The organism is Roseovarius sp. MBR-6 (assembly GCF_040547525.1).
Classification (GTDB): domain Bacteria; phylum Pseudomonadota; class Alphaproteobacteria; order Rhodobacterales; family Rhodobacteraceae; genus Roseovarius.
Genome location: NZ_JBEPPW010000022.1, coordinates 25,760 through 38,694 on the forward strand (window position 1 = coordinate 25,760; position 12,935 = coordinate 38,694).

The window sequence follows — 12,935 nt, forward strand, 5'->3', positions numbered from 1 at the left end:
TCGCGGCATGGACAGGGCGCGCGCCCGCGCCCTTTCGTGCCTTGCAAAACCCCGATCGCCCCCCTAGGTTCGCGCCAATTCGCGGGGGAGGTCCCGCAGCATCAAGAAGGACGCGACCCGATGGAAGCCTTTGCGCAATTCATACCCCTCATCCTCATATTTGCGATCATGTATCTGCTGCTGATCCGCCCGCAACAGAAGAAGATGAAGGAGCACAAGGCCATGGTCGCGGCGCTGCGCCGGGGCGATCAGGTGATCACGCAGGGCGGCCTGATCGGCAAGGTGGCCAAGGTCAAGGATGACAGCGAGATCGAAGTGGAACTGGCCGAGGGCGTCAAGGTCCGCGTGGTGCGCCACACCATCGCGCAGGTCGTCTCGAAGACCGAGCCGGCCGAAGGCTGAGCCGCGCCCCCTGACCCCTCTGAAAAGGCCCGATCATGCTGCAAATCGACCTGTGGAAACGTGTGACGATCTGGGCGATGGTGGCGCTCGGGCTGCTTCTGGCGCTGCCCAACGGGTTCTATACCAAGGTCGAGCGGCATAACGACGCCGCAGCCCTGGTCGAGGCGGGGGCCGATCCGGCGGGTCTGGCCGATGATCTCGCGCTCTGGCCCGACTGGCTTCCGTCGGGGCTGGTCAATCTCGGGCTCGATCTGCGGGGGGGCGCGCATCTTCTGGCCGAGGTCAAGGTGGGCGATGTCTATCAGGCGCGGCTGGAGGGCATGTGGCCCGAGGTGCGCGACCTGCTGAGGGAAGAGCGCGACCGCGTCGGGCCGATCCGCCTTCAGCCCGCGCAGGGGCCGGAATTGCGCGTGCGCCTTGTGGAGCGGCCCGAGATGGCAAGCGAGGCGGCGGCGCTGGTGCGCGGCCTTGCGCGGCCCGTCACCACGCTCACCGGGGTGGGCGCGAGCGACATCGACGTTACCACCCAAGGGGCCGACATCATCGTGCGCCTGAGCGAGGCCGAGCAGCGCGCCACCGACGAGCGCACCATGCGCCAGTCGCTCGAGATCATCCGCCGCCGTGTCGATGAGGTGGGCACGCGCGAGCCCACGATCATGCGGCAGGGGGCGGATCGCATCCTCATTCAGGTGCCGGGCATCGGCTCGGCAGCGGAGTTGAAGGCGCTGATCGGCACCACGGCGCAACTGACCTTTCAGCCGGTCGTGAGCCGCAGCGGCAATCCCGATGAAGCCCCCGGACCGGGCAACGAGATCCTGCCCTCTATCGACGAGCCGGGGACATTTTACATTCTCGAGCGCGCGCCGGTGGTCACGGGCGAGGAGCTGGTCGATGCGCAGCCCGATTTCGACCAGAACGGGCGCCCTGCGGTGTCGTTCCGCTTCAATCCGACCGGCGCGCGCAAATTCGGTGATTATACTGCGCAGAATATCGGCAATCCCTTTGCCATCGTGCTCGACGGCGAGGTGATTTCGGCCCCCGTGATCCAGAGCCACATTCCGGGCGGCTCGGGCATCATCACGGGCCGTTTCACCGTCGAGGACAGCACGCAACTGGCGGTGCTCTTGCGCGCGGGGGCGCTGCCTGCGGGGCTGGAATTCCTTGAGGAGCGCACCATCGGGCCGGAATTGGGGGCAGACAGCATCGCGGCGGGCAAGATCGCCTGCCTTGTCGCCTTTGCGCTGGTGCTGGTCTACATGGTGCTCAGCTATGGCATATTTGGCATTTTTGCAAATATTGCGCTGATCATAAATGTCGGGTTGATCTTTGGCCTCCTGAGCCTTGTCGGGGCGACGCTGACACTGCCGGGGATCGCGGGGATCGTGCTGACCATCGGCATGGCGGTGGATGCCAACGTGCTTGTATTCGAGCGCATCCGCGAGGAGATGAAGACGGCAAAGGGCGCGGCGCGCGCCATCGAACTGGGCTACGAGAAGGCTATGAGCGCCATCGTGGACGCCAATATCACCACCTTCATGACCGCGCTCATCCTCTTTGCCATGGGATCGGGGCCGGTGCGCGGCTTTGCCATCACGCTAGGTCTGGGCATCCTGACCTCGGTCTTTACCGCGCTCTTTGTCACCCGTCTGATCGCCGTCATCTGGTTCGAGCGCAAGCGGCCCAAGACGGTCTTGCAGGGGCGCGCGCTCAAGCTCGTGCCCGAGGTGACCTCGATCGACTTTTTCAGCCGCTGGAAGCTGTGGCTGGGCATCTCGGGGGTGATGATCCTTGTGGCGCTTGGCTCTTTCGCTATCCAGGGGCTGAATTTCGGGATTGATTTCAAGGGTGGCACCACCATCCGCACCCAGAGCGCGCAGCCGGTCGATGTGGGCCAATACCGTGCTGCCATCTCCGATCTGGGCTTGGGCGATGTCAGCATCGCCGAGGTGTTCGACCCGACCTTTGGCCCCGAAGAAAATGTGGCCATGGTGCGCATCCAGGCGCAGGACGAGACCGAGAGCGTCTCGCCCGAGGTGATCGCGCAGGTCGAGGCGGCCTTGCAGCAGGCGGTGCCGGACATTCAGTTCACCTCCGTTGAGAGCGTCGGACCCAAGGTTTCGGGCGAGTTGATCACGGCGGCGGTGATCGCGGTGGCGCTCGCCATCGGGGCGGTGCTCTTCTACATCTGGCTGCGGTTCGAGTGGCAATTCGCGGTGGGGGCGGTCGTGGCACTGGTGCATGACGTGGCGCTGACGGTGGGTGTGTTCTCGGAATTGCAGATCCAGTTCGATCTGGCGATCATCGCGGCGCTTCTCACCATTGTCGGCTATTCGCTCAACGATACCGTGGTGGTGTTCGACCGCGTCCGTGAGAACCTGCGCAAATACAAGCAGAAATCCCTGCGCGAGGTGCTCAACATTTCGATCAACGAGACGCTGAGCCGCACGATGATGACCTCGGTCACGACGCTTCTGGCGCTGATCGCGCTTTACGTGCTGGGCGGCGACGTGATCCGGGGCTTTGTCTTTGCGATGATCTGGGGTGTGGTGGTGGGCACCTATTCGTCGATCTTCGTGGCCTCGACCGTGCTCATGTGGCTGGGGGTCACGCGCGACTGGTCCAAGCCCGATGCCAATGCCGGGACGCAATTCGCCAACATAGATGCCTGAGGCGCTGGCGGGGGTTCTCGCCACGCCGGGGCTGGTCTGGCTGATCCTTGCCATTTCGGTGGCGGGGGTCGTGCGCGGGTTCACCGGCTTTGGCACGGCGCTGATTTTCGTGCCGGTGGCGGGGATGTTTCTGCCCCCGCAGATGGTGGTGGCGGTGATCACGCTGACGGGAATCGCCAGCACATCGGCGCTTTTGCCGCGCGCCTGGGGACAGGCGGACAGGGCCGAGGTGGGGCTGTTGGCCCTTGCCGCGCTGGTGACGGTGCCGCTGGGGCTGTGGCTCATGGGGTTGCTTGATCCGGTCACGATCCGATGGATCGTGGCGGCGGTGGCGGGGGGCACGCTGGCGGCACTCGTCGGGGGCTGGCGGTTCTCGGGGCAGGTCGGTCGCCCCATGCTCCTTGCCATCGGCGCGGTGGCGGGGGTGATCGGCGGGTTGACAGGGCTGACCGGGCCGGTGGTGATCCTCTTCTACCTTGCCGGTCAGGCCATGGTGCAGACCGTGCGGGCCAACACGATCCTGTTTCTGGCCGCGCTCGACGTGGTGATCGTGGCCAATCTGCTGCTGCGCGGCGCAGTCGAGGGGGCGGTTTTCGTGCTGGCCCTGACGCTGGCCGTGCCCTATTTCGTTACATCGCTGATCGGCCAGCGGCTGTTTGACCCGCGCCATCAGCGGCTTTACCGTTGGGCGGCTTATGGCGTCATCGCGCTCGCCGTTCTGAGCGGGCTGCCCGTCTGGACATAGGGAGGATCCCATGCGCATGACCGAGATCACATTCCCGGGCGCAACCCCGGTCGAGGGCTACGGGCCGGGATTTTTCCGCGTCGGCCGCGGCGTGATCGAGGGGGCGATGCTGGTCACGGCAGCATCGGCCCACTCCTGGGCGGGGGTCGCGGACACGGCCCCACTGCTGGCGCTCCGGGGCAAGGTGGATGTGATCTTTGTCGGCACCGGGGCGGACATGGCGCATCTGCCGCCCGCCTTGCGGTCCGCGCTGGAGGGGGCGGGCATCGGTGTCGAGCCGATGAACACGCCCGCCGCCTGCCGCACCTATAACGTGCTTTTGTCCGAGGGCCGCCGGGTCGCGCTTGCGGCGCTGCCGGTGTGACATGCGGCGCGGGCTTTGGCGCTTTTCGCGGCGCGGGCTTTGGGCTAGGCAGGGCGCATGGTGCTGAGCGTCTGTGATCTGAGCGTGGCGCGCGGGGGGATCCCCGTGCTGGAAGGGGTGAGCCTGCGGCTGGCCGCTGGCGAGGCGCTGGTTCTGCGCGGCCCGAACGGGATCGGCAAGACGACGATGCTGCGCACGGTGGCGGGGTTGCAGCCGCCGCTGTCGGGGTCGGTCGAGGCCGCGCCCGAGAGCCTTGTTTATGCGGGCCATGCCGACGGGATCAAGGCCACGCTGAGCGTCGAGGAAAACCTGAGCTTCTGGGCGCAGGTCTTTGGCACCAAGGGGATTTCTTCGGCAATCGAGGCGTTTGACCTTGGTCCGCTCGCCGCCCGCCCCGCGGGGGCGCTCTCGGCGGGGCAAAAGCGGCGTCTGGGGCTGGCGCGGCTTTTGGTGACGGGGCGCCGGGTCTGGGTTCTGGATGAGCCGACCGTCTCGCTTGACGTGGACGCGGTGGCGATGTTCGCGGGTGCGGTGCGCGCGCATCTGGCCCAAGGCGGGGCCGCTCTTGTCGCCACGCATATCGACCTGCGGATACCGGAGGCGCGCATCTTCGATCTGGCCCCTTACCGCGCCGCGCCGCTGGCGGTGGATGATTTCGACGGGGCGTTCCTGTGATCGCGCTGCTGATGCGCGATTTGCGGCTTGCCATGCGGGCTGGCGGAGGCTTTGGCCTTGGGCTTGCGTTTTTCCTGATCGTGGTGGTGCTGGTGCCGTTCGGGGTGGGGCCGCAAAGCGCGCTTCTGGCCACCATCGCGCCGGGCATCCTGTGGCTGGGTGCGCTGCTTGCCTGCCTCTTGTCGCTGGACCGCATCCTTGCGCTCGACTGGGAGGATGGCAGCCTTGATCTTCTGGCCACCTCGCCCTTGCCGATGGAGGGGATCGTCAGCGTCAAGGCGCTGGCGCATTGGCTCACCACCGGCTTGCCGCTGGTGCTGGCGGCACCGGTGCTGGGGGTGCTTCTGAACCTGCCGGTGCGGGGCTTTGGCTGGCTTGTGGTGTCGCTCGCGCTCGGCACGCCCGCGCTCAGCGTGATCGGCACGTTCGGCGCGGCGCTGACCGTGGGGCTGAAACGCGGCGGGCTGCTCTTGAGCCTGCTGGTGCTGCCGCTCTATGTGCCGACGCTGATTTTCGGCGCGGAGGTGGCGCGGCGCGGGGCCGAGGGCATGGCGCTCACCACACCGCTGGCGCTGCTGGCGGGGATCACCTGCGGCACGATCGCGCTTTTGCCTTTCGCCTCGGCTGCGGTATTGAGGGTCAACCTGCGATGACGAACGGAACCACGCCATGAACCTGAACACGCTTTGGGCCTATGCCAACCCGAAGAAATTCATCGAGACCACCGACCGCGTGCTGCCTGCGGTCGCGTGGCTGGCGGCGCTGTTGTTGGTGGCGGGGCTGGTCTGGGGCTTTTTCTTCACGCCCGACGATTTCCGGCAGGGCTCGACCGTCAAGATCATCTATCTGCATGTGCCCTCGGCGCTGATGGCGATCAATGCCTGGCTGATGATGCTGGTCACGTCGCTGGTGTGGATCGTGCGCCGCCACCATGTCAGCGCCCTGGCCGCCCGCGCCGCCGCCCCTGTGGGCATGGTGATGACGCTGATTGCGCTTGCGACCGGCGCGCTCTGGGGGCAGCCGATGTGGGGGACGTGGTGGGCCTGGGACCCGCGCCTGACCTCGTTTCTCATCCTGTTCCTGTTCTACCTCGGCTATATCGCGCTCTGGGAGGCGATCGAGAACGATGATACGGCGGCGGACCTCACTTCGATCCTCTGCCTTGTCGGCTCGGTCTTTGCGCTCCTGAGCCGCTATGCGGTCAATTTCTGGAATCAGGGGCTGCATCAGGGTGCCTCGCTCAGCCTCGACAAGAAGGAGAACGTGGCCGATGTGTTCTGGCATCCGCTGCTGGTCTCCATCGCGGGCTTTGTGCTTCTTTTCGTCGCGCTTGTGCTGATGCGCACGCGCACCGAAATAAGGGCAAGACGGATGCGTGCGCTTCTGGCGCGGGAAAGGATGCAGGCATGATCCCCGATCTGGGCAAATACGCGGTGCCGGTGCTGGCCTCTTATGGCGTGTCGCTCTTGCTCATCGCCGGGCTGGTCTGGGCCAGCCTGCGCCGCTCGGCCCGCGTGCGCCGCGCGCTCGATGAGGTTGAGGGCCGGAGGAAGACCGATGTTTAAACCCCTGATGCTGGCCCCGCTGATCGTCTTCGGGGGTTTTGCGGCGCTGGCGCTGGTGGGGCTTCAGCGCGAGAATCCCAACGAGTTGCCCACGGCGTTGGCGGGGCGGCCCGCGCCTGCGGTGCAGGTCACGCCGCTGGGGGAGGGACCGCTGTTGCAGGATGCCGATCTGCGGGGCGAGGGGGTCAAGCTGGTGAATTACTGGGCAAGCTGGTGCGCGCCCTGCCGGGTGGAGCATCCCAACCTCACGGGCCTTGCCGCCGAAGGGGTGACGATCTACGGCGTGAATTACAAGGACAAGCCCGCCAACGCACTCGGGTTTCTGGCGGAACTGGGCAATCCCTATGCCGCCATGGGCGCGGATGAGAGCGGGCGCATGGCGCTTGACTGGGGCGTTTACGGCGTGCCGGAAACCTATGTGATCGACGGGCAGGGCAATATCGTGCTGCGCTTTGCCGGGCCGATCACGGAGCGGGTTCTGGAAAGCACGATCCGTCCGGCAATCGAGGCGGCGCGGTAAGGGCCGTCACTGCGTCACCTCGCAGTGCTGCGCGGTCGGGGCGGGAAGCTGACAGCTAGGCTTCTCGGCGCTGGCCGCCCCGATAACCGCCATGGCGCTCAGAAATCCGGCCTGCATCAGAATGAGTATCGTGCGCATTGTCGCGTCCTTTCGTGCTCGTCTCCTGTCAAGATGGGCCATCCCCCGCGCGACAAAAGCCCCGGGCGGCGCACAACCCCGACAGCGCCCCGTGATCGGCGGAAATCCGGGCAAATCGCAGCTGCTCTGGCGAAAATCCGCACAGGGCGCGAAAGCGGCACATGTGAAAAACCGATAATCTTCATGCCGATAATTCAGTCACATTCCGCGCAAATCGCCGCTATAGGTCGGTCGCGGTTCGGGCAGCGTCGCAATTCGGAAAGTGGCGTTGCGACAAATTGACGAAAGCTGCGCACAGGCAACCGCGCGCGCGCAAGTATTCAGGGATTTCGGGCATGTCCGACCAAGAAGACGACATCATCCTTTCGGACCTCGACGATGAGGAACTGGTCCAGCAGATGTTCGACGACCTTTACGACGGTCTCAGGGAAGAGATCGAGGAGGGCGTGAACATTCTTCTCGGACGTGGCTGGGAACCCTACCGCGTCCTGACCGAGGCGCTGGTGGGCGGCATGACCATCGTCGGCAAGGATTTCCGTGACGGCATTCTCTTTGTTCCCGAGGTGCTTCTGGCCGCCAACGCGATGAAGGGCGGCATGGCCATTCTCAAGCCGCTTCTGGCCGAGACCGGCGCGCCGCGTGTCGGCAAGATGGTGATCGGCACCGTCAAGGGCGACATCCACGACATCGGCAAGAACCTTGTCGGCATGATGATGGAGGGGGCGGGCTTTGAGGTGGTCGATCTGGGGATCAACAACCCGGTCGACAATTACCTTGAGGCGCTGGAAACCGAAGGCGCGGATATCCTCGGCATGTCGGCGCTCTTGACCACGACCATGCCCTATATGAAGGTCGTGATCGACACGCTTGTGGAACAGGGCAAGCGCGATGATTACATCATCCTTGTGGGCGGCGCGCCGCTGAACGAGGAATTCGGGCGCGCCATCGGTGCGGACGCCTATTGCCGCGACGCCGCCGTGGCGGTGGAGACGGCCAAGGACTACATGGCCCGCAAGCACAACCGTCTGGCTGCGGGCTGAGCGCTGCACAAGGCGCAGGACGGCCCGCCATCCGTGCGGGCCGTTGGCATTCGGGGAGGTGGGGCATGGATGGCCCGAGCGACCGCGACCTGACCGAGACGGGGCTTGCCGCCGATGGCGAGGGGCGCATCCTGCTCATCGCCTGCGGCGCGCTCGCGCATGAGATTCTCGCGCTCAAGCGCCTCAACGGCTGGCATCACATGGACCTGCAATGCCTTCCCGCCAAGCTGCACCTTTACCCCGAGCGCATCACCGGCGAGGTGGAAAAGGCCGTCGCGCTTGCGCGGGGGGCCTATGACCGGATTTTCGTGGTCTATGCCGATTGCGGCACCGGCGGCCTCTTGCAGGCGAAATGCGCCGAGATGGGCGTTGAAATGGTGGCCGGGCCGCATTGCTATTCGTTCTACGAAGGGGTGGACCGGTTCGCCGCCCATGATGACGAGATCACGGCCTTCTACCTCACCGATTTTCTGGTGCGACAGTTCGATGCCTTCGTATGGCGGCCCATGGGCCTTGATCGGCACCCGGAGTTGCGCGACATGATTTTCGGCAATTATACCAAGCTTGTCTATCAGGCACAGACCGATGACGCCGCGCTGCGCGCCAAGGCGGAGGAGTGCGCACGCCGTCTGGGTCTGGCCTATGAATACCGCTTTACCGGTTATGGCGATCTGGCCGGGGCGCTGGCGGCGCAGGCGTAGCGCTGCGGAATTTTGAAAAAATTCCGGTCAAGAAAGTTTTGAACTTTCTTGGTATCGCCCGACTTGAGGGATCCCGTGAAGGCGGCGTCGCAAGACGGCTTCAGGCCGGTCGCTGCCCCGGCCACGCCGTTCAGCGCAGATGCGCCACCGCCTCGATGGTGCCGAAATCGGGATATTGCAGGATCACCGCCACCGGTGCCCCCTCGGGCCAGTCAACCGTCATCTCGAGCGGGCCGAGCGTGTCCCATTCGGCCACCTCGATCAGGTCGGTGACGATATTCACATAGGTGATCGTCCGCCCCTCGTTCTCTCCGCGCGCGATGGCGACGGTTTCTTCGGGCAGGTAGCGGGCAAGCTGCACCACGAGCGGCATGTCGCGCGGGGCCTGTGACGAGGCCACAAGCCGCAGCGAGGCGCCATCGCGGCTGACATCGACCGATAGCCCGTTCGATGCGTCCTCGTGGTGCTTGTCGATCAGTGCCATCACATCGCGAAAGCGGGTGCCGACCACGTGATCGGTGCCGTTGATGACCATCTGCGGCGTATAGACCATCTTGCGCCCGCCTGCCTTGGCATAGCCGCGCTGGCGGGCGGTGTTCTCGGGGCTGGCGAAGGTGTCTTCCCAGCCGATGTAGTCCCAGTAATCCACATGCAGCGACAGCGCGATCACATCCTCGCGCGCGGCCAGCCCCTCGAAGAAGTCGTCGGCGGGCGGGCAGGACGGACAGCCTTGAGAGGTGAACAGTTCCACCACCACCGGGCGCTCACCGGCCCCGGCGGCACCGGAAGCCAGCAGAGTGCCGACAAGCAGGCTTGCAAGAAGATGTCGCATAAGGGGGCGGTCCTGACGCATCGGCCTGTTGAACTGACTGTCCAAAGCTAGGCGTTCCCGCGCGAAATGCCAACTCAAGCTGTCGTGACACGGAGGTGAGAAGCTGAAACACGGATCAAATTGTGTGCAACAGTATACAAAAGCACCGCGCGCCTCTTGATCGGGCGCGGAATATCGGTCAGAAGCGGGGCAAACGTCATCCAGACCTGACCATGAAAGGACGGCACCCCATGCCTATCACAGTCGGACAAGACAGCGCCAAGACCCGCAAGACGCTGCGCGTCGGCGACACTTCCGTCTCCTATTACTCGATCAAGGCCGCCGAGGCAGCCGGTCTGGGTGATTTCTCGCGCCTGCCCGCCGCCCTCAAGGTTGTGCTGGAGAACATGCTGCGATTCGAGGATGGCAAGACCGTCTCGCTCGACGACATCCGCGCGTTTTCCGAATGGGCCGCCAACGGGGGCCGCGCCAATCGTGAACTGGCCTATCGCCCGGCGCGCGTGCTCATGCAGGATTTCACCGGCGTTCCCGCCGTGGTCGATCTGGCGGCGATGCGCGACGGGATCGTGGCGCTTGGCGGCGACGCGCAGCAGATCAACCCGCTGAACCCCGTGGATCTGGTGATCGACCATTCGGTGATGATCGACGAGTTCGGCAATCCGCGCGCCTTCCAGATGAACGTGGACCGCGAATACGAGCGCAACATGGAGCGCTACCAGTTCCTCAAATGGGGGCAGGGGGCGTTCAACAATTTCCGCGTGGTGCCGCCGGGCACCGGCATCTGCCATCAGGTCAACCTTGAATACCTCGCGCAAACCGTCTGGACCGATACCGACCAGTCGGGCGAGGTGGTGGCCTACCCTGACACGCTGGTGGGCACCGACAGCCACACCACCATGATCAACGGCGTGGCCGTGCTGGGCTGGGGCGTGGGCGGGATCGAGGCCGAGGCCGCGATGCTGGGACAGCCCATCTCCATGCTCATCCCCGAGGTTGTGGGGTTCGAGCTGACCGGCGCGATGGTCGAGGGCACCACCGGCACCGATCTGGTGCTCAAGGTCGTGCAGATGCTGCGCAAGAAGGGCGTGGTGGGCAAGTTCGTCGAATTCTACGGTGCCGGTCTCGATCACCTGCCGCTGGCGGATCGCGCGACCATCGCCAACATGGCCCCCGAATACGGTGCCACCTGCGGCTTTTTCCCGATCGACGACGAGACCCTGCGCTACCTGCGCAATACCGGTCGCGACGAGGATCGCGTGGCGCTGGTCGAGGCCTATGCCAAGGAAAACGGGTTCTGGCGCGGTTCGGATTATGCGCCGGTCTATACCGACACGCTCAGCCTTGACATGGGCACCATCGTGCCGGCCATCTCGGGGCCGAAACGCCCGCAGGATTACGTCACCCTCGATCGTTCCGCCGCCTCTTTCCTTGACGTGGTCTGCGAATATCGCGGCAAGGATGCGAGTGCCGCCGCCGCGGACATGGACGCCGAAGGCCCCGCCACGGCCGTTGCGCCCGACCCGCGCAAATCGGTCACGGTCAAGGGCGAGGACTATGCCATCCGTGACGGCTCGGTGGTGATCGCCTCGATCACGTCCTGCACCAACACCTCCAACCCCTATGTCATGATCGGTGCCGGTCTGGTGGCGCGCAAGGCGCGGGCGCTTGGCCTCACGCGCAAGCCCTGGGTCAAGACCTCGCTCGCGCCCGGCTCGCAGGTCGTGTCGCATTATCTCGAGGCGGCGGGGCTGCAAGAGGATCTCGACGCCATCGGCTTCAACCTCGTGGGCTATGGCTGCACCACCTGCATCGGCAATTCCGGTCCCTTGCAGGCGGAGATTTCCGACGCCATCGCCGAGGGCGATCTCATCGCCACCTCGGTGCTCTCGGGCAACCGCAACTTCGAGGGCCGCATCAGCCCCGATGTGCGCGCCAACTATCTGGCCTCGCCGCCGCTGGTGGTGGCCTATGCGCTGGCGGGCGACATGAACATCGACCTGACGACCGAGCCGCTGGGGCAGGACCGCGACGGCAACCCGGTCTATCTCAAGGATATCTGGCCCACGCAAAAGGAAATCGCCGAACTGGTGGAGGCGACCGTCACCCGCGAGGCGTTCCAGTCGAAATACGCCGATGTCTTCAAGGGCGACGACAAATGGCAGGCGGTCGAGACCTCCGAGGGCGAGACCTATGACTGGCCCGCGCAATCGACCTATGTGCAGAACCCGCCCTATTTCAAGGGCATGGCCAAGGAGCCGGGCACCATCGCCGATATCGAGGACGCGCGGATGCTGGCGCTTCTGGGCGACATGGTGACGACCGACCACATCTCGCCCGCAGGCTCGTTCAAGGAATCCACGCCCGCAGGCCGCTACCTGACCGAACGTCAGGTGCCGGTGCGCGAGTTCAACTCCTACGGCAGCCGCCGCGGCAATCACGAGGTGATGATGCGCGGCACCTTCGCCAATATCCGCATCCGCAACGAGATGCTCGATGGGGTCGAGGGCGGCTATACCAAGGGGTCGGACGGGGCCGAGACCTCTATTTTCGATGCCTCGATGGCCTGGCAGGACCAGGGCGTGCCGCTCGTGGTGGTGGCCGGTGTCGAATACGGGGCCGGCTCCTCGCGGGACTGGGCGGCCAAGGGCACGGCGCTTCTGGGCGTCAAGGCGGTCATCGCCGAAAGCTTCGAGCGCATCCACCGCTCCAACCTCGTGGGCATGGGCGTGATCCCGTTCGAGTTCACCGGCGGGCAGAGCCGCAAGTCGCTGGGGCTCAGGGGCGATGAGAGCTTTACCATCAAGGGGCTTGCCGATGTGACACCCTTGCAGGAGGTGACCTGCACCCTCACCCGCGCCGATGGCACGACCGAGGAGATCACCCTCAAATGCCGGATCGATACCGCCATCGAGAAGGAATATGTCGAGCATGGCGGCGTGCTGCACTACGTGCTGCGCAACCTCGCCAAATCGGCCTGATCGGGACGGGGGCCGGGACACCCGGCCCCCTTTCCCCCGGCACCCGTCATCCTCGGGCCTGACCCGAGGACCCCTCACCACCCCCCACGCCGTCATCCTCGGGCTTGACCCGAGGATCTCCCACCACGCTTCCCCAACGCAAAACACAGACACCCCGCGCGGAGTTGGGTTGCTGCCCACCCTATGGTTGTTTAAAGGTCTTTGGCATACGTGCTCCATCCCGGATGATCACGTTTCTCCTCGGCGATCCGCCCTCTTCATGGCAAGATCGGTCCTGAGAGACATTTGGACGGAGGCGCGGACATG

At 65.1% G+C, this 12,935-nt stretch carries 14 protein-coding genes; 12 read left to right on the plus strand and 2 right to left on the minus strand.

Annotated features, from left to right (window positions below):
* The first annotated feature begins 120 nt into the window (after window positions 1-120).
* The 9 genes from yajC to ABIE57_RS18165 are packed head-to-tail and all read left to right on the plus strand — an operon-like array spanning window position 121 to window position 6,940.
* Window positions 121-402 (plus strand): preprotein translocase subunit YajC, encoded by a 282-nt coding sequence (yajC, locus tag ABIE57_RS18125; RefSeq protein WP_354540458.1) that lies wholly within the window; start codon window positions 121-123, stop codon window positions 400-402.
* A 35-nt stretch (window positions 403-437) separates the two neighbouring features.
* Window positions 438-3,071 (plus strand): protein translocase subunit SecD, encoded by a 2,634-nt coding sequence (gene secD / locus ABIE57_RS18130; protein ID WP_354540442.1) that lies wholly within the window; start codon window positions 438-440, stop codon window positions 3,069-3,071.
* Window positions 3,064-3,816: a sulfite exporter TauE/SafE family protein gene (locus ABIE57_RS18135; RefSeq protein ID WP_354540443.1), complete on the plus strand. Its 753-nt coding sequence runs from the start codon at window positions 3,064-3,066 to the stop codon at window positions 3,814-3,816. Before secD ends, ABIE57_RS18135 begins: the two co-directional genes overlap by 8 nt.
* A gap of 10 nt (window positions 3,817-3,826) precedes the next feature.
* Complete coding sequence (locus ABIE57_RS18140) at window positions 3,827-4,180, plus strand: Mth938-like domain-containing protein (RefSeq protein ID WP_354540444.1); 354 nt, start codon at window positions 3,827-3,829, stop codon at window positions 4,178-4,180.
* Window positions 4,181-4,237: 57 nt separating this feature from the next.
* Window positions 4,238-4,855, plus strand: a complete 618-nt coding sequence (gene ccmA, locus ABIE57_RS18145; protein WP_354540445.1) for a heme ABC exporter ATP-binding protein CcmA — start codon at window positions 4,238-4,240, stop codon at window positions 4,853-4,855.
* Window positions 4,852-5,508 (plus strand): heme exporter protein CcmB, encoded by a 657-nt coding sequence (gene ccmB / locus ABIE57_RS18150; protein ID WP_354540446.1) that lies wholly within the window; start codon window positions 4,852-4,854, stop codon window positions 5,506-5,508. The genes ccmA and ccmB overlap by 4 nt, the downstream gene beginning before the upstream one ends.
* A gap of 16 nt (window positions 5,509-5,524) precedes the next feature.
* Entirely contained in the window at window positions 5,525-6,265 is a 741-nt protein-coding gene (locus ABIE57_RS18155) for a heme ABC transporter permease (RefSeq protein ID WP_354540448.1), read from the plus strand.
* Complete coding sequence (gene ccmD / locus ABIE57_RS18160) at window positions 6,262-6,420, plus strand: heme exporter protein CcmD (RefSeq protein ID WP_354540449.1); 159 nt, start codon at window positions 6,262-6,264, stop codon at window positions 6,418-6,420. The genes ABIE57_RS18155 and ccmD overlap by 4 nt, the downstream gene beginning before the upstream one ends.
* Window positions 6,413-6,940, plus strand: coding sequence for a DsbE family thiol:disulfide interchange protein (locus tag ABIE57_RS18165; RefSeq protein ID WP_354540450.1), 528 nt, complete (start codon window positions 6,413-6,415; stop codon window positions 6,938-6,940). Before ccmD ends, ABIE57_RS18165 begins: the two co-directional genes overlap by 8 nt.
* 6 nt (window positions 6,941-6,946) lie before the next feature.
* Here the strand turns inward: ABIE57_RS18165 and ABIE57_RS18170 are convergent, their stop codons facing one another.
* A complete protein-coding gene (locus ABIE57_RS18170; protein WP_354540451.1) occupies window positions 6,947-7,078 on the minus strand; it encodes a hypothetical protein in 132 nt (43 codons plus the stop codon).
* Between the two features lie 335 nt (window positions 7,079-7,413).
* On the opposite strand from ABIE57_RS18170, the gene ABIE57_RS18175 reads away from it, so the two are divergent.
* Together ABIE57_RS18175 and ABIE57_RS18180 are read left to right on the plus strand one after the other, a co-directional pair.
* Window positions 7,414-8,118, plus strand: a complete 705-nt coding sequence (locus tag ABIE57_RS18175) for a cobalamin B12-binding domain-containing protein (protein ID WP_354540452.1) — start codon at window positions 7,414-7,416, stop codon at window positions 8,116-8,118.
* 65 nt (window positions 8,119-8,183) lie between these two features.
* Window positions 8,184-8,819 carry a DUF1638 domain-containing protein gene (locus tag ABIE57_RS18180; RefSeq protein WP_354540453.1) on the plus strand — a complete coding sequence of 212 codons (636 nt, stop codon included), beginning with the start codon at window positions 8,184-8,186 and terminating at the stop codon, window positions 8,817-8,819.
* Window positions 8,820-8,949: 130 nt separating this feature from the next.
* Here ABIE57_RS18180 and ABIE57_RS18185 read toward each other — a convergent pair whose 3' ends face one another.
* Entirely contained in the window at window positions 8,950-9,651 is a 702-nt protein-coding gene (locus ABIE57_RS18185) for a DUF1223 domain-containing protein (RefSeq protein ID WP_354540454.1), read from the minus strand.
* A gap of 230 nt (window positions 9,652-9,881) precedes the next feature.
* Here ABIE57_RS18185 and acnA point away from each other — a divergent pair, with 230 nt between their 5' ends.
* A complete protein-coding gene (gene acnA / locus ABIE57_RS18190) occupies window positions 9,882-12,629 on the plus strand; it encodes an aconitate hydratase AcnA (RefSeq protein WP_354540455.1) in 2,748 nt (915 codons plus the stop codon).
* The last annotated feature ends 306 nt before the right edge of the window (window positions 12,630-12,935 follow it).